Source organism: Sporosarcina aquimarina (genome assembly GCF_033253705.1).
GTDB classification, from domain to species: Bacteria; Bacillota; Bacilli; order Bacillales_A; family Planococcaceae; genus Sporosarcina; species Sporosarcina aquimarina.
This window is the reverse complement of record NZ_JAUBDH010000006.1, coordinates 26,853-48,657: the sequence shown is the minus strand read 5'-3', so window position 1 is coordinate 48,657 and position 21,805 is coordinate 26,853. Positions and strand designations below refer to the sequence as shown.

General features: G+C 41.4%; 24 protein-coding genes. 7 read left to right on the top strand and 17 right to left on the bottom strand.

Annotated elements, in window-relative coordinates:
* Positions 1-61 precede the first annotated feature (61 nt).
* A complete protein-coding gene (locus QT716_RS10885; protein WP_317936080.1) occupies positions 62-715 on the top strand; it encodes an SDR family oxidoreductase in 654 nt (217 codons plus the stop codon).
* A 63-nt stretch (positions 716-778) separates the two neighbouring features.
* Here QT716_RS10885 and QT716_RS10880 read toward each other — a convergent pair whose 3' ends face one another.
* On the bottom strand, positions 779-907 hold the full coding sequence (locus tag QT716_RS10880) for a hypothetical protein (RefSeq protein WP_317936079.1): 129 nt from the start codon (positions 905-907) through the stop codon (positions 779-781).
* Between the two features lie 298 nt (positions 908-1,205).
* Between QT716_RS10880 and QT716_RS10875 the strand changes: the two genes are divergently transcribed.
* A complete protein-coding gene (locus QT716_RS10875) occupies positions 1,206-1,496 on the top strand; it encodes a hypothetical protein (RefSeq protein ID WP_317936078.1) in 291 nt (96 codons plus the stop codon).
* 99 nt (positions 1,497-1,595) lie between these two features.
* Here QT716_RS10875 and QT716_RS10870 read toward each other — a convergent pair whose 3' ends face one another.
* On the bottom strand, positions 1,596-1,823 hold the full coding sequence (locus QT716_RS10870) for a hypothetical protein (RefSeq protein WP_317936077.1): 228 nt from the start codon (positions 1,821-1,823) through the stop codon (positions 1,596-1,598).
* Between the two features lie 40 nt (positions 1,824-1,863).
* Positions 1,864-2,076 carry a hypothetical protein gene (locus QT716_RS10865; RefSeq protein ID WP_317936076.1) on the bottom strand — a complete coding sequence of 71 codons (213 nt, stop codon included), beginning with the start codon at positions 2,074-2,076 and terminating at the stop codon, positions 1,864-1,866.
* 301 nt (positions 2,077-2,377) lie between these two features.
* On the opposite strand from QT716_RS10865, the gene QT716_RS10860 reads away from it, so the two are divergent.
* Entirely contained in the window at positions 2,378-2,701 is a 324-nt protein-coding gene (locus tag QT716_RS10860; protein ID WP_317936075.1) for a hypothetical protein, read from the top strand.
* A 173-nt stretch (positions 2,702-2,874) separates the two neighbouring features.
* On the opposite strand, the gene QT716_RS10855 is transcribed toward QT716_RS10860, so the two are convergent.
* Positions 2,875-4,629: a GMC family oxidoreductase gene (locus QT716_RS10855; protein ID WP_317936074.1), complete on the bottom strand. Its 1,755-nt coding sequence runs from the start codon at positions 4,627-4,629 to the stop codon at positions 2,875-2,877.
* Between the two features lie 27 nt (positions 4,630-4,656).
* The gene (locus tag QT716_RS10850; protein ID WP_317936073.1) at positions 4,657-5,460 is read right to left on the bottom strand and encodes a gluconate 2-dehydrogenase subunit 3 family protein; all 804 of its coding nucleotides are present in this window, start codon (positions 5,458-5,460) and stop codon (positions 4,657-4,659) included.
* Between the two features lie 372 nt (positions 5,461-5,832).
* On the opposite strand from QT716_RS10850, the gene QT716_RS10845 reads away from it, so the two are divergent.
* Positions 5,833-6,501, top strand: coding sequence for a YoaK family protein (locus QT716_RS10845; protein ID WP_317936072.1), 669 nt, complete (start codon positions 5,833-5,835; stop codon positions 6,499-6,501).
* 199 nt (positions 6,502-6,700) lie between these two features.
* Complete coding sequence (locus tag QT716_RS10840; protein ID WP_317936071.1) at positions 6,701-7,585, top strand: fructose bisphosphate aldolase; 885 nt, start codon at positions 6,701-6,703, stop codon at positions 7,583-7,585.
* A 73-nt stretch (positions 7,586-7,658) separates the two neighbouring features.
* Here QT716_RS10840 and QT716_RS10835 read toward each other — a convergent pair whose 3' ends face one another.
* The 5 genes from QT716_RS10835 to QT716_RS10815 form a co-directional block, all read right to left on the bottom strand.
* Entirely contained in the window at positions 7,659-8,771 is a 1,113-nt protein-coding gene (locus QT716_RS10835; RefSeq protein ID WP_317936070.1) for an FAD-dependent oxidoreductase, read from the bottom strand.
* A 197-nt stretch (positions 8,772-8,968) separates the two neighbouring features.
* Complete coding sequence (locus QT716_RS10830; protein WP_317936069.1) at positions 8,969-9,382, bottom strand: universal stress protein; 414 nt, start codon at positions 9,380-9,382, stop codon at positions 8,969-8,971.
* Between the two features lie 141 nt (positions 9,383-9,523).
* The gene (locus QT716_RS10825; RefSeq protein WP_317936068.1) at positions 9,524-10,522 is read right to left on the bottom strand and encodes an NAD-dependent epimerase/dehydratase family protein; all 999 of its coding nucleotides are present in this window, start codon (positions 10,520-10,522) and stop codon (positions 9,524-9,526) included.
* A gap of 129 nt (positions 10,523-10,651) precedes the next feature.
* Positions 10,652-11,188 (bottom strand): cupin domain-containing protein, encoded by a 537-nt coding sequence (locus QT716_RS10820; protein ID WP_398293203.1) that lies wholly within the window; start codon positions 11,186-11,188, stop codon positions 10,652-10,654.
* Between the two features lie 176 nt (positions 11,189-11,364).
* A complete protein-coding gene (locus QT716_RS10815) occupies positions 11,365-12,309 on the bottom strand; it encodes a methyl-accepting chemotaxis protein (protein ID WP_317936066.1) in 945 nt (314 codons plus the stop codon).
* 821 nt (positions 12,310-13,130) lie between these two features.
* On the opposite strand from QT716_RS10815, the gene QT716_RS10810 reads away from it, so the two are divergent.
* Positions 13,131-14,552 carry an MDR family MFS transporter gene (locus QT716_RS10810; protein ID WP_317936221.1) on the top strand — a complete coding sequence of 474 codons (1,422 nt, stop codon included), beginning with the start codon at positions 13,131-13,133 and terminating at the stop codon, positions 14,550-14,552.
* Between the two features lie 52 nt (positions 14,553-14,604).
* On the opposite strand, the gene QT716_RS10805 is transcribed toward QT716_RS10810, so the two are convergent.
* Positions 14,605-15,129, bottom strand: coding sequence for a GNAT family N-acetyltransferase (locus QT716_RS10805; protein ID WP_317936065.1), 525 nt, complete (start codon positions 15,127-15,129; stop codon positions 14,605-14,607).
* A 207-nt stretch (positions 15,130-15,336) separates the two neighbouring features.
* Here QT716_RS10805 and QT716_RS10800 point away from each other — a divergent pair, with 207 nt between their 5' ends.
* On the top strand, positions 15,337-16,389 hold the full coding sequence (locus tag QT716_RS10800) for a tellurite resistance/C4-dicarboxylate transporter family protein (protein ID WP_398293297.1): 1,053 nt from the start codon (positions 15,337-15,339) through the stop codon (positions 16,387-16,389).
* Between the two features lie 99 nt (positions 16,390-16,488).
* Here the strand turns inward: QT716_RS10800 and QT716_RS10795 are convergent, their stop codons facing one another.
* From QT716_RS10795 to QT716_RS10770, 6 genes are all read right to left on the bottom strand, one after another.
* A complete protein-coding gene (locus tag QT716_RS10795; RefSeq protein ID WP_317936063.1) occupies positions 16,489-17,388 on the bottom strand; it encodes a mechanosensitive ion channel family protein in 900 nt (299 codons plus the stop codon).
* 369 nt (positions 17,389-17,757) lie between these two features.
* The gene (locus QT716_RS10790; protein ID WP_317936062.1) at positions 17,758-18,741 is read right to left on the bottom strand and encodes a tRNA dihydrouridine synthase; all 984 of its coding nucleotides are present in this window, start codon (positions 18,739-18,741) and stop codon (positions 17,758-17,760) included.
* A gap of 333 nt (positions 18,742-19,074) precedes the next feature.
* A complete protein-coding gene (locus tag QT716_RS10785; RefSeq protein WP_317936061.1) occupies positions 19,075-19,215 on the bottom strand; it encodes a hypothetical protein in 141 nt (46 codons plus the stop codon).
* A gap of 113 nt (positions 19,216-19,328) precedes the next feature.
* Positions 19,329-19,856, bottom strand: coding sequence for a YceI family protein (locus tag QT716_RS10780; protein WP_317936060.1), 528 nt, complete (start codon positions 19,854-19,856; stop codon positions 19,329-19,331).
* Between the two features lie 101 nt (positions 19,857-19,957).
* Positions 19,958-20,566 (bottom strand): alpha/beta hydrolase, encoded by a 609-nt coding sequence (locus tag QT716_RS10775; RefSeq protein ID WP_317936059.1) that lies wholly within the window; start codon positions 20,564-20,566, stop codon positions 19,958-19,960.
* A 16-nt stretch (positions 20,567-20,582) separates the two neighbouring features.
* Positions 20,583-21,566, bottom strand: a complete 984-nt coding sequence (locus tag QT716_RS10770; protein ID WP_317936058.1) for a ring-cleaving dioxygenase — start codon at positions 21,564-21,566, stop codon at positions 20,583-20,585.
* Positions 21,567-21,805 lie beyond the last annotated feature (239 nt).

Below are 21,805 nucleotides of genomic sequence, written 5' to 3'. Positions count from 1 at the left end.
TTCATCTCTGCCAAAGATTATGAAGATATTAAATACGTGAACGAAAGAAAGGTTGGATAGTGTGAAAGTATTAGTTATAGGAGCAAACGGACAAATCGGTAAAGAACTGGTCTCGTTAATTCAGAAGAGTGATTCGCTAACAGCTAAAGCGATGATACGGAAACAAGAACAGGCTTCTTATTTTGAAGAGTTAGGAGCCGAAACGGTTCTAGTAGATTTGGAAGACGACACGAAGAAAATTGCAGAAGCTGCTGAAGGCGCAGATGCGATTGTTTTTGCTGCCGGATCCGGACCGAAAACGGGTCCTGACAAAACGATGCTTATTGACTTGGATGGCGCAGTGAAGTCCATAGAAGCTGCAAAACAAGCGAACGTAAAGCGTTTCGTTTTAATCAGTTCGTATGATACTTCTCGTGAAGCAATCCAAGAGGCGGATTCATCATTCGCTCCTTATGTCGCTGCGAAACATTATGCAGACGACTGGCTTCGCCGAACGGATCTGGATTATACAATCGTTCACCCAGGGATGTTAACGAACGATGACGCAACGGGTAAAATCGAAGCAGCTGAGAAAGTGGAAGCAAACAAAGTACCTCGGGATGACATTGCTCAAGTGCTCCTTGCCTGCTTAGAAGACAATTCGACAATCGGCAAGGAATTCCAAGTAATTGCAGGCGATACACCAGTAAAAGAAGCAATTTCATCGCTTAAATAATTCAATTTAAAAGCCGTATTCCAAGTTCAAAACTTTGGAATACGGCTTTTTCAATACTGTCTTCTAAACTTCCTTTTCTCCACTGTAAATATCTACTTCAATCGTCGCACCAGTTCCATAACAAAACTGAATGATTTCTTCATTGACTCTCATTATCGGCAGTTCATGTTGATGAATACTAGATACAATCATAATCCCAGCGCTATCTTCATATTGTTCTCTGATGTGCCGCAACTGCGGTATTTTAAATTAAAATATTTGTAAAGTTTCCAAACAGCGGGGTTTCACAGCTCCTCTTCCGATAATCGATTTCCTGCTTAACCTTCCCCTGGCTTTCGATGAAATAGTAGGTATAGTTTGACGTATCTTTTCATAACTACACTACCTTTCTGTAAATATCTGTATTATACTATAGATTAGGACGGTGTCAGAAAATTCTACGTTTGGATTCGTTCGAAAGAGGAATCCTAGATAATAAGGAGTGAGTGAGATGGTTAGCTTTCTAGTTACTATCGCAATTCTTGCTGTTGTGTTACTGGGGTTCAATATCCTTATGGGGTATCGTAAGGGGAATATCACGCTTGATTTAAATGAACGGTATACCAACCTCACTAAACAAGCCGAGGCGGTAAAACAAGAGTTGAAAAAACAAGGGAAAACTGTAGATTACGAAGGCAATGGATACTATATCATTAACGGGAAACGGTACGTAGTGAAACAGCACAATGTCGCGATGGGCGGAGTCCCTCTTCAGCGGACAGTGCTGACTCCAGCAAAATAACACTTAAAACAGCTTCTCTCCTATTAGAAGCTGTTTTTATATGCAGTTAATGGGCTTTTTCAAGAGTATTCTTGTCATTTTCGGAAGGAAGAATCCATTCTAGCGATCCTCCCAACTGTCGATCTCGTCCATAATTAGCTTCCGCGCAATGACTCTGTGTAAACGCGAGGCAGCGAATGCAATAACAGCCAAAACTATCGGATACATGAAATTTTCAATTGTCGGAGCTTGCAATAACATGAAAATGGCTAGCCCAGCGGCCATTAAATAGAACACTAACACGAGTCTAGGCAGTAAGTCATACAAACTTTCTAACATAACTTTCATACTTAAAACTCCTCTTTTATTCTTAATCTATCTTTTCCGGCTAGATAGTAAACTTATTCATTTCTTTTGCAATAATCTTGCGTTCCAATGATTTTAGCCACAGGGAACACAGTAATGCCAGGACTACCAGAACTGCAGGAAAGATGAAATCCTTCATTCTTGGACCAATGCTAATAATGAAAACTGTGTATCCTCCTGCCATTATATAAAACATGTATACGATTCTTGAGAGAAAGGCATATAAAACCTTCATAATAATTGACCTCCTGACTGATTCCTATACCTTTATTTACGGATTTCTTCGGAATTAGTTTCATTTTTTTCATCCCCATCCTTACCCTCTAACTGTCTTTTGTTCTGTGCGACTAGTTTTTCGAAATGGGATAACTCCTTTTACAGGTCAACTAGTAAAACGATAGAACAAGTTCACTAGTGATTTAACTGACGGCGGTCATTCTTGTTTAGTCCTATATAGAAAGGGAAATCACTGACAAGGACTATCTGTTGACTAGCAACCTGCGACACTGAACTTTTTAAAAGGAGGAGTTAACGTTATGGAACTTCATGACGGAGAAACAGTAGAGTATAAGCTGTCCGCAAACTTACGTAAAGGGATTGAATATGTAGGTGGTACCTTAACCATCACGAACGAACGATTTATATTTATTCCTCATTCCTTTAATCTTCAAAGAGGCGAGGTATCTTTCAACATTCACGACATCATTGACTTTGATAAGTCGAAGATGCTAGGCATTGTGCCGAACGGTCTCGCTGTAAAACTTTCAAATGGTGCAGCGCATAACTTTGTAGTGGCGCCTGGAGAAGTCGCACATCGGCAGGAAATCGTAGACCTTATTCACGAGAAACTGAGTGCTTAACTATCGTCACCCGTAAATAGATTCCCGCGCGTTTTTATACGTGTGGGAATTTCGTTTTGGACCTTCTTTCAATTCGTTTTCACACACAAAAAACACTTCCGAATTCGATACATGTATTGTATCATTTCGAAAGTGTTTTATGATTTAATCACAAGAAGGTATTTTCTAACCCTTTATGCATTATCTTTAAGTTCAGCTTGTGTCAGCAGGCCGCCTGACTTTAAATACTTGTTCATGCCTTCTGCTGCGCGATACGCAAATGCCCCAATAGTTCCAGTTGGATTATAGTTACTGTTATGAGGGAAGGAGGATCCGCCCACTACAAACAGATTCTCCATATCCCACATTTGAGAATACGTATTCACTGCAGAATTGTCAGGACTTTCCCCCATAATTGCACCCCCGAAGAAGTGATCGGTGTAAAACTTATGGTCGAATGCGGTATCGTCCTGAACAACGTCCACGTTCATCGTATCCGCGCCCATTTCTTTCATGATTTCTGCGCATCGTGCCACACCCGCTTTAGCCCGTTCAATATCCTGCTTATCATACGTAACAGTCACTCGGAGAAGGGGATTGCCTAATGCATCCTTATATTTTGGATCCAAATCCATGTATGTCGTTTTGTTAGGTAAAAATCCACTTTGGGCAGTAATGAACAAATTACGGTTGAAATACTTCAAAGATTGTTTCTTGAATTCTTTCCCCCAAAGCGGTGTCCCTTCAGGTACTTGGTAATTTGCAATCGGACGTGTTCCTAGCTGACCGTAATGAACTTCATACCCATGAAGGTAATTGAGATCAGTGTGATCTTCGTTATCTCCGCTAAAATCATCGATTGTTGCGCCTAACGCTCCTGTTCCCATGAAGTTGTTGAATTTCTTGTCTTCAAAGAAACCGCGCGCGCCAATATAGGTGGATAAGTTATTGAAATGTCCAGTGAAGTTTTTACCAATGATTCCTTGTCCTGTCTTCGGATTATAAGGTTCACCAATTTTTGAGACGAGCAGCAGTTTAGTGTTTGTGAATACGAAACCTGCCAGTACAACAATATCAACCGGCTGTTCAAACTCTTGTCCAGTGGTGGTATCCGTATAGACCAATCCAGTTGCCCGCTTACCATTATGGCTCACTCTCGTCACGTTTGCTTCGTTACGCAGTTCAAGCTTTCCGGTTTTTGTTGCGGTTTTGAGAACAGTTCCAATCGGATCGGCTTTTGCACCAAAGTCACATCCATACTCTTCACAAAACGCACAGTATACACATCCATTGATTGTCTCTCCATCTGGATTTGTGTATGTCTGTGATAGATTCGCAGATGGCATGTGGTAAGGGTGGTACCCTAAATCCGTTGTCGCTTTTTTGAACAGACGGATGTTCGGAGTATCTTTCATTGGCGGAGTCGGATACTTATCCGAACGCGGTGGTCCGATTGGATTCTCTTCACCCGATATGCCTGCTGTTTTCTCATACGTATCATAGTAAGGTTCCAGTTCATCATACGTGATGCCCCAGTCTTGCATTGTGGAGTTTTTTGGAATTTTTTCTTTTCCATAACGTTCAACTGTTTTACTATAAATTTCAAAATCATACGGGAGCCAGCGGAATGTCATCCCGTTCCAGTGCACACCGGCACCCCCGGTATTATTTCCAAGTCGTGCCTGCGCATTGTTTCGTACAGGCAGTGCTTCTTTGTCCATCGAGTTTCGGGAAGTAATCGTTTCTTTATTGAGATCTTGCATTAAGTCATAGCGTTTTGAATAGCGTAATTCATCTTTTGTCCCAACAAAATCTTCGTGTTTTTTGTCGCGGCCACGTTCCAGAATCACAACATTATGTCCGGCTTTTGTCAATTCCGCAGCAGCAATCCCGCCTGCCCAACCCGATCCTACGATAACCGCATCTACTTTAGGTAACTTTTTGACCATGCTACTTCCTCCTCTCGCTTTATAAAATTAGTGTCCTTGGTAATCTCTTAAACTAACTGGATCCAATTTTTTAAATTCGTCCTGCTCGATATACCCTGCATAAGAAGCTTGTGCGCCAGGGAATTCTTTCATCTTCCAGCCTTCCATGTTTTTGTTGCCGCCGTAGAGAGGATCAGAATAAGCACCTTCTAAAGTCGATTGGAGTAAAAGCGCAAAAAATTGGGAAGATGGAAGTCCGTTCATTTTCACTTTTCCATCCTGGAAGTCTTGCAAGATTTCAATTTGCTGGTCTTCCGCCGCTTTGTCAAAGGTTGTATCGAATCGCTTTTGGCTCTCTTCATCCATTTTCCGCAGACCTTGTAAAAATATATCGCCGCGATCCAAAATGGATTGTTCACCCGCTGGACCTGCGGGCAAATCATATGTCTTCAAGTCAGATGTATATGGTCCGCTTCTATAGTCTCTGCCATTGATACCCCATCGGCCGGCTAATTGCTTATCGATGTAATTCGGAACACCTAATTTGATAGCCCCTGCACCATGCTCGTCCTCCGGGTAAATTTGTTCAGTTGCTGCCATAAGTACGAGATAGTCTTGATGACGCGTGAAAAATTGTCTCGCTTCCTGCACGTCAACGGCCTGTTCTTTTTTATCTACAATTGCTTTTTCTTCTTTCGAGTCAAACCCTTTGGTGAGCAGCCCGCCAAATAATCCTCCTCCTACGAGTCCTCCCGCTACTAATCCTGAGTTTTTCAGAAACTTGCGCCGGCTCAGATCCTGTTCATGCTGAGCATGCTCCGTTGAACTGTTTTTTGGTTCTTGTTTTGTCATTTTTATACCTCCCCATCTGTCTTTTACAATAACCCATTAATTGGTTGACATAACCAGTATTCAATTTATTCCAAAAATATAACACAAACCATTGAATATGGACAATCTAAGATTCTCATGAAGTATAGACGAGATTCACGTTGTATATTCATATATTTTAAATTTATGGTTTTATATTCCATAATGATCAATCTATTGTTATATTTTTCCGATTATAAATCTACTTTTGTTTACTTTTTTATCAAATTAATATTGCAGATAGGACTCACTTGAACGAAACTTTCATGCTTCTGAGGATATACCACTCAAATTAGGGTATTTAAACACTGTCCATCTTTCTGTAAGACAGCGACGTTTAGAAAGGGGCTTTACATGGATAGAGACCAACTGCATACAGAGCGCATCACAAGTGTTTTAACCGTCATCTCTGCATTCTTAATGGGATTCATAGATGCCTATACATTTCTACAACTAGATCATGTGTTCGTGAGTGCGCAAACTGGAAATATGGTAACTTACGGCATTAAATTGGTTACAGGCAGTGGATATGAAGCGTTCGCCAATGTCATGTCTTTTCTAGGCTTCTTAGTAGGAGCATTTTTAGGAGAGTTTCTTTTGGCTCGCTTAAATAAGTCTGGCCTTCGCAGATATCGTTTATTCCTATATGTACAAGCGATTCTGCTTCTAATATTAGCAATGTTCCAAGCTCAGATACAATTGAACGTCATGGTATTTACATTGGGCATTCTCTCTGGGTATGCGTTAACGACATTCCGGAGGTTTCGATCCACACCGGTCAATACTGGAATCATGACTGGTAATGCGAGAAATATGATGAATGATTTGTATAGAATCATCTTCTATAAAGATGCAGAGGCAAAAGCGGAGATGCTCCATTTGTTTATCATCATTTTGTCTTTCATTGTAGGAGTTGGTGTTAGCGCAACGGTTATTGACTGGAATCCTGCCGCTATACTTTGGATTGCGCTAGGAACGGTCAGTCTCTCGATTACAGCTCTTTTTTTCTATAGGTGGACTTAAGCCTGCGTAGCGTTAAAAGTTTGAATACAAACAAAAGAACGGATTAGCAAGTACAAGTAAATTAGTCGTATGCTTATTCTGTTTAATGGCTTGATGAACCCTATTCATGATAAACTAAGTCATATCGTGACGAATTTCCGTCAATCTCTATCTAGGTGATTATTTTAAAAAATACTACTATGAATGAGGAGTGAATGGAATGAATGAAAAACAATTCGACAAAGTGAAAAACGGTAAAGGTTTCATCGCAGCATTGGACCAAAGCGGTGGCAGTACCCCAAAAGCATTAGCAGCTTACGGTGTGAATGAAGATGCGTATACGAACGAAGACGAAATGTTTACTTTAGTGCACGACATGAGAACCCGTATTATTACATCTCCTGCGTTTAACTCGGACCACATTCTTGGAGCGATTCTGTTTGAACAAACAATGGATCGTGAAATTGAAGGAATGTACACTGCCGATTATTTAGCAGAAAAGAAAGGCATCGCCCCTTTCCTTAAAATCGACAAAGGACTTGCTGATGAAGAAAACGGCGTCCAGTTAATGAAACCAATTACAGATTTGGAAGACACGTTAAAGCGCGCAAATGAGCGGCATATTTTTGGAACTAAAATGCGTTCTGTCATTAAAGAACCAAATGAAGCAGGTATCAAAGCTGTCGTTGATCAGCAATTCGAAGTAGGTAAACAAATTATCGCGGCCGGGCTTGTTCCTATTATCGAGCCTGAAGTAGATATTAACAGCGTAGACAAAAAAGCTTGTGAAGCAATGTTAAAAACCGAACTGCATAAACATTTGGATCAGCTGGATGAAAGCCAAAACGTTATGCTGAAAGTAACCATCCCAACAGAGACGAACCTTTATAAGGAATTGATCGATCATCCAAGAGTTGTACGTGTTGTTGCGTTATCTGGCGGATACTCAACAGATGTTGCGAACGAAAAACTAAAAGAGAATGACGGATTGATAGCAAGTTTCTCTAGAGCCCTTAGCCAAGACTTGAATGCGAACCAATCAGACGATGAATTCAATAACGAACTAGAAAAAGCAGTAAAATCAATTTACGAAGCATCCATTTAATAGATAAGCCTGTGTCAAAACCAATTCCTTGGTTTTGTACACAGGCTTTTTTTGAAGCGCTTAGTTGTATCTCTTATTCTCCAGAAAGACCAAAGGACGTGCTGTACATCTTTCCAGACTGCACCATTCTTCGTACACTGCCGAGTCGAGCCTTTTCATACTGTACTAATACTTTCTCAGCCGATTCTCCTTGTATTCCTTTCGAAACACACTTGCCCAATTCAACAGCATCTTCTAAAGAGGCATTGAACCCACTGGCTGTAATAGGCGCAGGAACGTGGGCGGCGTCACCGATTAATGCAATACGGCCGCGTACTAGGCGATTGGGAACGTATTCCTTAATAGGCGTTCCAGTAAGCGTCCGATTATGCAAGGCATGCAGCATTGCGGACTTCCACGGTTCCTCCCACCTTGCTGTAACATGCATAATGAGTTCATCAATCGTCTCCACAGGAATGTCCTGTCCATTCAACGAATGCTGAACCACATCTCCTTTCACACATCCTAAATTACGCAGTAGCTCATTTCTTGAATTGTCGTACCATGTACACCCAATACGTCGATTTACTACCCCTTCACCCGCATCAATAATCGATCCAAACAAGAAACCGCTATCACTGCCCAGCATCGTCACTTCGGGGTGTTTTTGACCGGGCCGTAACAATTTCGGCAGCTCCCCTTCATTAGTAGATGCAATCCACACCATATACCCAGCAAACTTTGCTTCAGCATTGTCAGGTGCTACAAACCGGCGCACTAAACTATGATGTCCATCTGCACCAATCACAAGATCTCCCCGGATTGTTTCGTTTTGATCAGTCACGACCCAAGCTGCCTCACCGTCCTGTCCAACTTCCTTTACCCTTGTGTCATACCTTAAGTTTATTTTAGAAGTCGCTTCTGCTTCTCTGCGTAACCGCGACTCGATAGATGACCAGAGCTGAATCGATCGCTTGCCGCCTGAAGCCAGATTACGAAGTAAACGTTCGGTGCCAGTTGCATTCCAGCCCGCTGCATCGACTTGAAGCCCTGCACCAGAACGGTGTCCCTTTCCCACTTTTTCAAGTAACGTCACTTGCATGCCTTCTTCCGCGAGAGCTATTGCTGCCATTAATCCTGACAGGGAAGCGCCGACCACAACAGCCGATCCCCGACTCACCTCATTGTTTGAAAACAACTTGTTCATAATGATTCCTCCAGATACTTTCTTAGTAACCTGTCATGTCTACGACATATGCGTGTAGAATTAGTTAGACTTTATAATAGTTTAACAAATGAAGTGGTAAAAACTAGAAGAGTGCTCATTTTGTAAAATATAAAAACCCGTCACTGCTGAAAAATCAGCAAATGACGGGCAGCTATTATTTCCTATTAAATTAATGATTATTTTACAATCGTCACAGGACACGTCATACGTTTTACAACTTTTTCACTGACGCTCCCAAACACGAGACCTTTGAAAGCATTCAAGCCGCGGCTTCCTACTATAAGCTGATCCACTTCATTTGCATTCACATATTTGATAATCGTCGGACCCGCTTGCCCTTTCAGTAGCGTGACTTTAGGCTCAACGTTAGATTCCCTTGCCAGTTTTACAATAGGCTGGACGTTTTCCCGTTGATAAACAGACATGTTTTTAGGACTTTGAGTAAGAAGTCGTTCATCTTCCACCTTATTAAGATCGGTCACAAAAATAATTTCCAAGTGTGCCTCTGGCAAATACTTAACGAGCATTAGTGCGTGTTGCGTGGCACGCACTGCACTCTCTGAGCCATCCACCGCTACCGCAATATTCATAATCGCCCTCCTCTGGATCGATTGTTAGTTGTTACAACCTAAAGTAATACCATCGATTCTATCAGACCAAAATTGGATTTCAATACCCAAATAAGTATTCTTATTATTTAATTACCCCAAACAGTTTTGGACACACCCGTTTTAGTAAATCTTTTCACCTTTTTGAACTTCCTGCGCACAAACTTCCAAGGTATTTGTAATTTCAGCTCGCACGTCATCTTCTTTGTACTGTAAAAGTGACATCGTTTCTTCCGGGTCGATAAAAGCATCACGGTCTTGCATTTCAATCTGTTTTTCCATATGGATCGCGAACTCTTTTCCTTGGGCAGCCACTGTTTCATCCGTCTTTTCAGCAGATGGCTTCAACTTCCCTAAAGAAGCGGTTTCAATTACTGTTTCCTGTTGCCCGAGACTCTCAGCAATCATTTCGTAAAACTCTTTGTATTTCATATTAATTCCTGAAATCGCATAAGTGGTACGATGTTGTCCATTCTCCAATGCCCCGACCGCAGCTTCCGCCACCTGTTTCGTCGTGACCATCGCAGTAGCACCCTCAGGTATTTCAACGTGTTCTTGACCTTGAATTCTGGGGTAGAAGCTTTTCCAAAGGGGTGTTCGATTCGGCATGGTGCCAAATATATAAGGTAAACGAAGTGACATGACATCCATCTCACCTTCACCTTCCATAAAGGCAATCTCTTCTTGCATCAATCTAGTTTTCACATAAGGTTGTTCGTACATCGCTAAATCCGGCCACATACTAGCTGTTTCTGCATGATACGAACCAAAGATCACAAACTTCTTCATACCTGCTTGACGTGCAAGTCGAGCGAGACGCTGAGTTGGCAATACATTCTTTACATAGTAAAACCTTACCGCAGGTGCTTCAGGAAGTGTCCGTTCATCGAGCCCGGCTGCATAGACAAATACATCTTTTCCATTTAACAAATCCAGTACCTGCTCGTCAGTCAACTCATTTATATCTCCTATGAATCGCTCTTTTACTTGTTCTGGCATCACATCGTCCATCACTTCTTTGTTCCTCGCAATTGTAGAAACTCCATATCCTTTACTTAGCAACTCTTTAATCGTTGCCATTCCTAACAAACCGGTTCCGCCTAATACAAATACGTTCATCATTCTACAAGACTCCTTTAATCATCATGTTTAGGTCTTCTACCCTTCTTTCAATTGAAGTAACCTGTTTCTGGATAAGGGTGGAAAATGACATGGAAAACGACCGGTCCCCTAGTTGCTGGGACCGGTTTACTATTCGTCTATATCATCCGCTTTTGTCCGATGGATTGTTCCGAATGGATGTTCCGGCGGTGCATATATGGAATATAGCTTTAGGGGGATCTCCCCTGTATTCGTTAAGTTATGCCAAATTCCTGCAGGTACAACGATTGCATAGTCGTCACTTACGACCCGTTGATAGCTTAAATAATCTTTACTAGAACCCATTTGAACCAATCCGGTGCCTTGCTCTAAACGCAGGAATTGGTCGACGTCGGGATGTATTTCCAGTCCTACACTTTCTCCGGGATTCAAATTCATTAGCGTGACTTGTAAATTGGATCCCGTCCAGAGTGTCGTACGGAAATAGTCATTCTGTTTAGCCGCTTCCTCGATATTGACGACAAATGGTTTTCGACCATAATCTGTTAATAGGATTCGCTCCTTCTCTAGTTCATGGCGCGAAGTATCGGATATCGTTTTCTCAGCACTTTTCGGAAAGACTCCGTTGTAAGAAGGCATTCCATTTGGCCAGCAAAATGCAGGAACGCAATAAAGATAGACGTACATAACAGGAACTGTGGACATTTTTCAATTCCTTTCTCATTGATATACACCCATCCTATGCGAGCCGATTCAAAAGAGAGAGAGTTTTCCCTAAGTCCGTAAGTACTTTTAAAATCCCTCTTTTACACACAAATAAGGCACATCCAACGGACGGATGTGCCTTATTTGTATGAACCGGTTTATTCTTCCCCCAACGTGAGTTGACGAATTCCGTTTTCAAGTCGATTATCTACTTCTTTTGCATCTTCAATATGCTCGACTATAAGCCCATGAGCTTGCGAAAAGAGGGTTTTAGCATCCAGAAGTTCACTTTTCACTTCCGCAGAAAGTTGTTTTTGTTCTTCAATCATTTTTTGGATAGAACCGATATCTCCTTGGCTCTTTTCGATTGTATTTAAAATGCGTTCAATTTTTTCTGCTGTCGCAAAACTTACTTGAACGCCTTTGTCCACAAGGTCAGCACTAGTTCGTGTAGCATCCAGCGCCTGCTTAATCTCATCACGCAGTGACGAAGTAAGTGCCTGGATACTTGCAGTACTTTTCGCAGTACTTTCTGCTAATTTTCTCACTTCCTGTGCAACGACTGAGAACCCTAATCCAGACTCCCCGGCACGCGCTGCTTCAATAGAAGCATTCAATGCTAGTAAGTTTGTTTGTGTTGCAATTCCTTCGATTACCCCGACAATCGATTGAATTTCATCGGAGCGTGCACTTAAATTCGCCATGTTCTTTTCAGAAGCTGTAATTTGACTGCCTAGACTTTTTATAATTTCTGCAGTTGAATGGACCTCTTGAGTTCCTTCAACGGCTTCTGCAACCATCGTCACGGACTGACTCTCCAAAGAAGAGCCTTTCAAAAATAATTCTTCCGATTTTTGCGTTGTTTGTTCACTAAGCTGACCAATATTCTCAAATCGTTCTTCAATTTTCCCCACTGCATCCCCTAAGACGCCATGTTGTCCATTGACTTTTTCATGCTGAACTACAGCTGCAGCTAATTCATCCCTCAATTCCAACATCCGAATCTGGTCTTGCTCTTCCTTGATAGCCTGACTTTCTTTTAAAGCAGTTAGTTCGTTTTGATAGTTAGTTTCTTTTATTGGCTTACTTTTACTTTTAAACATCTGTTTCCCCTCGAATCCGTTTATAGTTAACAATCGTTTCTTTAGATTCTCTTTCAAGTATACTACTACACTTATTCTTTATATCGGCCATAATTAAATATCTTGAAAGAGTATTCATTACGAACTAAAAGAAAATTCACAGAAGTACAGAAGAATGTCAAAGTTTGATAATGGATTTCGATACGTATGTATACACCAATTCGTTGTATAAGTTTCCAGTTGATGTTTCCTCAGTCACTGGATAAGCAACATGACTACTTATTGCCTGCCTATTCGATAACACCTCATCAGTGTTCTTCTGTTTCACTAGTGATCTGTTGGATATCGACAAACAATATTCTTCTATCTTAGTAAACGACAAAGTCCTTGAACATTTCCCGGGAAATAACGACAAATTTTTGCGTAGAACACACAATGACTTGAAAACCATGTCCTTCTGTTCTTTCGCTTCTATTGAACGTCTGCTACGATAAATAACAATAAAGATGTCACGTTGAATACTCGACAAATTAAAGAAAGGACTGCAATGACTATATCTTTAAATCTATCTGCCCTCTTTCCTTCTTTTCAGATTCATGCGAACTAAATTGCGATTCCTGAACCCGTTTCAACCATTTCAGGGACTCCAACCTCTATAGCGCTTATTTCCTCTTATTCTCTTTTGAATCTAGAAAGAAGCAGTTTCCTATCTTTACGTCTTTAAACAACATAATTGAGGTTTTACGTGGAAACCTCTATCATGAAAGGAATATCAGGTCCGGAATTCATGTAAAGATGTACGTAAGGATTTGCTAATTTAAAATGAGGTGATGAAAAAACTAATGGTCAATTCACAAACACTAGGGAATTCCCAAACATTCGATTTTAAAAAACACATTCCACTTCTCGCTGTATTATTGTCGGGTGCATTCATAACTATTTTGAACCAGACACTTCTCGCAACAGCTCTGCCTCCGATTATGAAAGATCTTAACATTAGTGAAAGTACTGTGCAGTGGCTGCAGTCGATTTTTATGCTCGTGAACGGAATCATGATTCCGATTACTGCGTTCCTCATTGGAAAATTCACTACTCGTAATTTGTTCCTGACGGCTATGGGGACATTTGCCGCAGGTACTCTCATCGCTGCTCTTTCTCCTACCTTTTCCTTGTTGCTAGTAGGACGCGTATTACAAGGCGCAGGGGCCGGTATCATGATGCCGCTTTTGCAGACAATCATGTTTCTGATTTTCCCAATTTCGCAACGTGGTAAAGCGATGGGGATGTTTGGCCTTGTCATCGCTTTCGCACCCGCCATCGGACCGAGTTTGTCAGGCTATCTAGTCGATCACTACCCTTGGCGCAGTGTGTTTTATGTAGTTTTCCCTATCGCAGTTGTTATCATTATCGCAGCTTCTTTTTTGCTCAAAAATATTACAGAACAAACAAATCCGAAGGTGGACTACCTTTCAATTGTACTCTCCACTTTGGGATTTGGAGGTCTCCTTTACGGATTCAGCGTTGCTGGTAATTTAGGCTGGCTTAGCCCGAATACAATCATCTCTCTTATTATAGGTGCAGTAACTCTCTTCTGGTTCATCAATCGACAGCTAAAACTTGAAGAACCTATCCTTGAGTTCCGAGTATTCAAATACAACATTTTTTCAATTGCGACGGGTCTTGGTATGATCGTATTTGCTTCTATGATTGCAACAACAGTCATTTTGCCATTGTTCATGCAGAATCTGCTCGGCTTCAATGCCTTGCACTCCGGTCTTATGCTGTTGCCTGGAGCAATTGTCATGGGCATCATGAACCCTGTGACAGGAACGCTGTTCGACAAATACGGGGCGAAATGGTTATTGCGTTCCGGATTCGTTATATTGACCATCACTACGTTTATGTTCGGAAATCTGTCTCATGACACAACATTCACCTATTTGGCAGTTTTGAATGCTATCCGGATGTTTGGTATCGCCATGATTATGATGCCATCCACTACGCTTGGTTTGAATCAGCTGCCAAATCACTTAATTTCTCACGGAACGGCTATGAACAATACGTTCCGTCAGATATCAGGAGCCGTCGGTACGGCAGTGCTTGTAACGATTACAATTACTGCAGCGAGCGACAAGTCAATTGACGGCGCCATTCATGGGGTCAACGTCGCATTCATCGTAGCGGGATGTATTGCAGCGTGCGGCTTATTGCTTTCCTTCGCAATCCGCAATCCGAAAAAGAAAGCTCAGCCGTTAGATTCGTAAGTTCATGCAAAAAGCCTTCTGCCCGATAGACTGAGCAGAAGGTTTTTTCGTATTATATGAACAGCGCCATCGACAAGCTGTCGTAATATCTATTTCCATCGAAAGAATCTTTCTGGAATACACCTTCACGTTCAAATCCAAGTTTTTCATATAGAGCGATCGCCCGCTCATTATCACTTCTGGTTACAAGCGTGATTTTTTCAATCTGGTCATTCTCTTTGCACCAGCTGATTAACGCATTCATAAGAATGCGGCCAAGTCCTTTGCCCGTGTGAAGTTCGGAAATGACAATGCCCAGTACACCGACATGACGGAATCTGGATTTAGTACTTGAATCGATCGTTCCAATTCCGATAATTTCCTCTTCCTTCATCAAAAGAAGAATACAGCTCCCAGCAGTATCTTGCCCTACGTCTATGGACTGTCTAGTTTCCTCTTTCGACTGAGGGTATTCGCCTTCGCCAAAAGACAGATAATCTGTTTCTCCACCTACCCGATTATAAAACTCAACGATGGCAGTTGCATCATGGGACACCGCATGTCGTACGATCAATCCTTCAGATAACATTGTTTTCATAATAACAGCAACTTCCTTTTCTATTCATGGTTTTTAAACTGAATGCATATTGAAACTTGCAGTGATTCAAGTGTCGATTATGGATAACTGTATTGAAAATTATACTGATATACTAAACCCATTCCGATAACTTTGGTTAACTGGATAGGGTATTGGTGTATAATGCATGTATAGTTATCGTACTGAAATCATTTGACAGTACAAGGAGTGCTTACTTTGAACTTATTAAAATATACAGTAGTCAATTTCTTCTCCGGTTATTTCGCTTTTATAATGGCAACAGGAGCATTATCGATTGCTCTGCATTTACTTGGAATAGAAAGTCTATCCATTTCGTTATTATACATGAATACCGCTGCATATATTTTTTTATGGATACTTACCATCCTTCGGCTCGTATACTTTTTCCCGAAATTCGCAGCAGATATTACCAGTCATGAGAATGGACCTGGATTTTTTACACTCGTTGCAGGAACTTGTGTTTACGGCAGCCAGCTCATTATCCTTACAGAGAATGTTCAAATTGCAAAATACCTGTGGTATCTCGGAATTTTTCTATGGGTCATCATTATGTATGTATTCTTTACAGCTGTCACCATCCGAAAACACAAACCGGCCCTTGTTGAAGGGATAAATGGAGCTTGGCTGATTGCTGCTGTTGCTACACAGTCCATTTCTATCCTTGGTACGCTGCTATCCGCATACGTCTTGCATGGCAATGACATACTTTTGTTCGGTACTCTTTGCATGTTTCTACTCGGATGTATGCTGTATTTAAATATTATCACGCTCATTTTTTATCGTTTCACTTTCTTGAAACTGAAACTTTCAGACCTCACCCCACCCTATTGGATCAACATGGGCGCTGTCGCAATTACTACCTTGGCGGGATCCACACTTCTTTTGCATGCTAAAGAGCTGCCTTTCCTTATCGAGTTAACACCTTTCCTAAAAGGATTTACTTTGTTCTTTTGGATTACAGGGACATGGTGGATTCCATTGCTGTTCATCCTGATGATTTGGCGGCATCTTTATCACCGATATCCATTGAATTACGACCCCCAACTATGGGGAATGGCATTCCCACTGGCCATGTATACGACTAGCACTTTTCAGTTATCTAAAGCCTTGCAGATGCCATTCCTGCTTGTCATTCCAAAGATTATGATTTTCATTGCAGGCGCCGCTTGGTTAGCAATATTTTTAGGAATGCTGTATCACTTCTACGTCAATTCTAAGGAGTATTATGAATCTAAATAAGTGCCTGCTGTACGAAAAAAAACGACAAAGAGCCTTTCATCCCTGTTAGATGAAAGGCTCTTTTGTTTTCCTTTTGAAGCATCCTAACAGACAGCACGATTATCCACGGAACAATTTCACTTCAGCAATCGCAAATTCGATTTTGGGATGAGTAATAAGTTGAGGTAAAATCTTTCTCTGCAAATAAGTTTTCACACTTGTCCCTTGAATGTAATCGACGAGATAGCGGACAATCAGCACGATTCCGGCGTCATTTGTATCCACTGAAAAGACTGGACGCAGCGCTGCTGGGTCTGCAGGCAGGTGCCCATTGGTTTCTTTAAGTTGAGGCAGTACTGTTTCTTCAAAATAGAGTTCTCCTGCTTCTGTCATAATCTTTTCAGCGGCTTCCCAATCACTATCAAATGACAAGACGTACTTGAGTTCGTGCCAAACGAATTTATTCGCGATGCCCAACACTTCAATGGATTCATCGAAAATGATACTATTCGGCAGCTTGATAATGCGTCCTGTATTGGAATCTGAGGACAGCCCACCACGCACTTCCAGCATTTTGACGTTAATAGGCGTGATGTCAATTACATCCCCGATGATGTTATTGATTTCAATACGGTGCCCGATTTCAAAATACTTTCGGTAGCGGATGACGAAGTATGCTGTAATATTCGTTGTAAGCCCTCTAACCATGAACGCAATGAATACACCCGATAACAAGGCGATTAAAATTAGTACATTAATGGCCTGTACCCATATAAACAGCACAGACAGAAGCGTCAATGTCGACATCGTGTTTTTCAAAAACTTACGAGTCCGGATTCGCCGTTTAAAATCACTTTCATTTCGAGTTACAATCTTCTTCAATAACATATAAAGTAAAATACCGATTACAATAATGATTGCAGTGAGCGCAATCTTATTCAAATAAGCGTCGGGTGTTTTCAATGTGGAAAACACACTTTCTGTGAGCCCATCAAAATAATTTTGCAGAAAATCTGGCATATGTTCACTCTCCTCTGTATCCTTAGCAGTAGTATACCTTATATCTTAAACTTGTGACGGCGTATATAGGTACCTTCAACTCTGAGATTGGAAGGTGTTTAATTGACAATTATAGTGATGGCGATCTGGAGCGTTCTAGTTCTCTATTTCTTCAATAATCTGCATCTGGAAAAGTCTATTTCAAATCATATCCTGCTATTCATCATTCTATTTGCGGGAGTGGTTTTAATTGAACGCATTGCCAAAAGGCATTGCAATCGCTAATTGAGAAGTGAAAGAGGTAACTGATAGGAAAAGCGCACCCGCGATGTGTATGTACACAGTGCGAGTGCGCTTTGTAGTTACAGACTAAAGACAGTTAAATTCAACTTACTCGGTAAGTTCTTCCGTATTCTGCATCTCAAATTCGTCGAGTATTTTACGTACTTCGTCTGTCGTTTCCGTGCTCATCAATTGGTTTCTCAATTCACCTGCTCCCCGCATTCCTTTTACATAGATCTTAAAGAAGCGGCGAAGCGGTTTGAATGGAAGTTCCTCGATTTCTTTTGAATATTTGTCATGAAGGTCGAGCTGCAGTCTTAAAAGATCCATCAATTCCTTACTGCTGTGTTCTCTCGGCTCTTTTTCGAAAGCGAACGGATTTTTAAAGATGCCTCGTCCAATCATAACGCCATCGATACCGTATTTCTCGGCAAGTTCCATTCCCATTTGGCGATCGAGGATATCCCCGTTAATCGTCAACAACGTATCCGGTGCAATTTCATCACGAAGTTTCTTGATGTCAGGGATGAGTTCCCAATGCGCTTCAAAATTACTCATTTCTTTTCGGGTACGTAAGTGAATCGACAAATTGGCGATGTCTTGTTCGAGTACATGTCGTAACCAGCCATGCCATTCTTCTACATCCGTGTAGCCAAGCCGTGTCTTCACGCTGACCGGCAACCCGCCTGCTTTCGCAGCTTGAATAATTTCAGCCGCGTTATCCGGATAATTGATGAGCCCGCTGCCTTTTCCTTTCGCAGCGACATTCGGAACAGGACAGCCCATGTTAATATCGATGCCTTTAAATCCTTGTTCCGCCATCCCGATACTCATATCACGGAAGTGTTCGGGCTTATTCCCCCAAATATGTGCAACCATTGGCTGTTCGTCTTCTGTAAACGTCAAACGTCCGCGCACACTGAAAATCCCCTCAGGATGACAATAGCTTTCAGTATTCGTAAACTCCGTAAAAAACACATCGGGTCTTGCTGCTTCCGCCACAACATGGCGAAATACAACATTTGTCACATCTTCCATTGGTGCTAATATAAAAAACGGTCGTGGTAAATCACGCCAAAAATTCTCTTTCATGTTAATCTTCCAATCCTCTCATTATGGGATGCCAGGTCAACCCTTCATCTCAAAATCACATTGTATTTATACTGGAATTCAAAATTCTTACGCCAAAATTTCATGACATCAATAACTAACAATCCGCCATTCACATGACGTTATCTATTTTACATGACTCGCGTGTATGTGGAAAGAGGGGGCTATTATCGTGAAGTATTCGCACAGATCTATTGAATTGCAAAACACCCACCTGTACATTCCACTTTCCTCGGACTTAGTCGGCGGGCTTTCAACTATATCTCTTTAATTACTCATAAACCATTCAAAAGTGTCGTTCAACAGATACTTCGTCTATCGCTGCAGCTGCACATGGGGTTTACCCATTCGGATCCCTCTGACTTTACTTTTCACTTCATTAGAGTCGTGTGAAATGATGAATGCTTTGGAGAACTGATTGTAGTAATCCGTATCGTGTGCTTTGTCGTTTTTCATCCTGTGAATGTGTCCGAAATCTATTTTAAAAGAAAAAACGCCAACTTCACAAATGAAGTTGACGCTCTACTAACCTATATTTACAATACAAAACAGTTAGATCTGCTAGTGATTTAAGATGCGGGGTTTACTTCCAATTCAACTTTGATTTTGATATCTCTGCCAACGAGTACGCCGCCTGTTTCAAGCGCTGTGTTCCAAGTCAGACCAAACTCTTCTCTGTTAATCTTCGTTTCTGCTTCGAAACCATATACTTCATTCCCCCATGGATCCAGACCTTTACCGCCAAATTCCACGTCAAAAGTTACCGGTTTCGTAACGTCTTTAATCGTTAAGTCACCCGTTACTTTATAGTCATCCCCTTCTTTTACGATAGCAGTGGAACGGAATGTGATTTCCGGAAAGTTCTCTACATCAAAGAAGTCTGCTGATTTCAGGTGATTATCCCGGTCTGCGGAATGCGTGTTAATGCTTGCAACATCGAAATTAAAAGCAATCGAAGCATTCGAAAGATCCGTTAAGTCTGCTGCGTCGATTGTTGACGTATACGCGTCAAACTGACCTCTTACTTTGGATACCATCATATGTTTCACTTCAAAGCCTACTGTTGAGTGCGATTGATCTACTGTCCATTTTGTCATTTGAAATTCCTCCATTATATAGTTGATTCTCTTGAATTTGTGTTTCTTTGTTTCTTACCTAGTTAAACAGATCACTTCATCCATCATGATTCATCGCTTATTTACCTAAAGGTTTGTTCATACCAGGCTTTTGCAGCTTGCACTTCCGTCGTTGTCAGCTGATGACCCGCATGCTCCCAGTGAAGTTCATCAGATGCGCCCGCTTCTTCCAGCAGTTTCTGCAGTTCCATCGACTCTTCCTTAGGACAAATCGAATCGTTTGCTCCCGCACCGATAAATACGGGTACCCCTGTTAAATCTGGCATCGGGATATTACGTATCGGTACCATCGGATGATGCAAAATAGCTCCTTTTAGGGCATCAGCATAGTGGAACAGCAGACTCGCTGCAATATTAGCCCCATTTGAATAGCCGATAGCTACAACGTTTAACGGATCGAATTGATAGTCTATTGCTGCTTGTGCTAAGAAGCCTCTCAGCTCTTTTGTTCGGAAGACTAAATCTTCTTCGTCAAATACACCTTCAGCTAAACGTTTAAAGAAGCGGGGCATGCCATTTTCTAATACATTTCCACGTACACTGAGCACAGACGCTTCAGGGTCAACTAGTTCTGCTAACGAAAGCAAGTCTTGCTCCGTACCGCCTGTGCCGTGCAACAATAGCAATACTGGTTTCTTTTCATTCGTTCCTTTTTTGAAAATATGCCGCATGATCGGGTCCCCCTTTTTACAAGTACTCTTTTTCTATCTCGATCGTGCTGCGTACCGTGTTGATAGGCCGAACAACCGATTCAATCTGTTCGCGCTTCTCTTCTAAAAATGGAGGTAATGATAACATTTCACCAACGGTTTCATAAGGTTCATCCCCCAAGAATCCAGGTCCGTCTGTCGCCCACTCAAAAAGAATTCCTGGTGCTACACGGGCATATAAAGATTCAAAGAAAAATCGATCTACATAACCGGAATTATTCAAGCCGAACGATTGCAAGCGCTCAATCCACTCATTCAGCACATCCGTATCCTCTACTCGGAAAGCGGCGTGGTGCACCGTTCCGTACCCTTGACGGCCATCTGGAAGTGACGTATTGTGCTCTACGATTACTTGAGCACCATTTCCGCCTTCTCCGACTTCAAACAAGTGCAGAGAACCTTCCGCTGAGATTTCTTTAAACAGCATGACCTTTTCAAGCAGCTCTTTGAAGTAGTCAAACTGTGCAATCCGAATATGGATTGGACCTAACCCTGTTATCGCATACTCAAGAGGTACAGGACCATGCTGCCAAGGGGTGCCTGATTCGACACCAGAATTGTGCTCATCTGAAATCAGCATATAGTACTGGTCATCAAAATCGGTAAACGAAATGGTGTTTTTGCCGAAAACTTCTTGGATTCCCGTGTGCTTCACTTCATGCTTATCAAAGCGCTTTATCCAGTATTCCAATGCTGCATCTGTCGGGACACGAAAAGCAGTTTTGTAAATTTCATTTGTTCCATGAACCCCTTTTGGAATTCCAGGGAAATCAAAAAATGTCATATCTGTACCTGCTGATCCAACATCATCTGCAAAAAACAGATGATACGTCTGAATATCATCCTGATTCACCGTTTTCTTTACTAGCCGCATACCTAATGTATATGTGAAAAACTCATAATTTTTTTCAGCACTGCTCGTAATCGCTGTTACATGGTGAATCCCTTTTAATCCGTTCATGTTATGCTCCCCTTTTCACTTTATAAAAATATCTTGAATTAAGGATATATAAGCAAAAAATAAATAGCTCGAACTTACAAGCTAATTTGTTTACTAATTATCCTAACGCCCAACTGCGTTCCATACCTACGTGTAAGTAATTCTTCCAGTCTAATTTATCCTAAACTAGTTATGAAGAATAAATTATCTTGAATTCAAAGTAATAATAACACGTCTCTTTTTCACGGTCAATTAGTTTG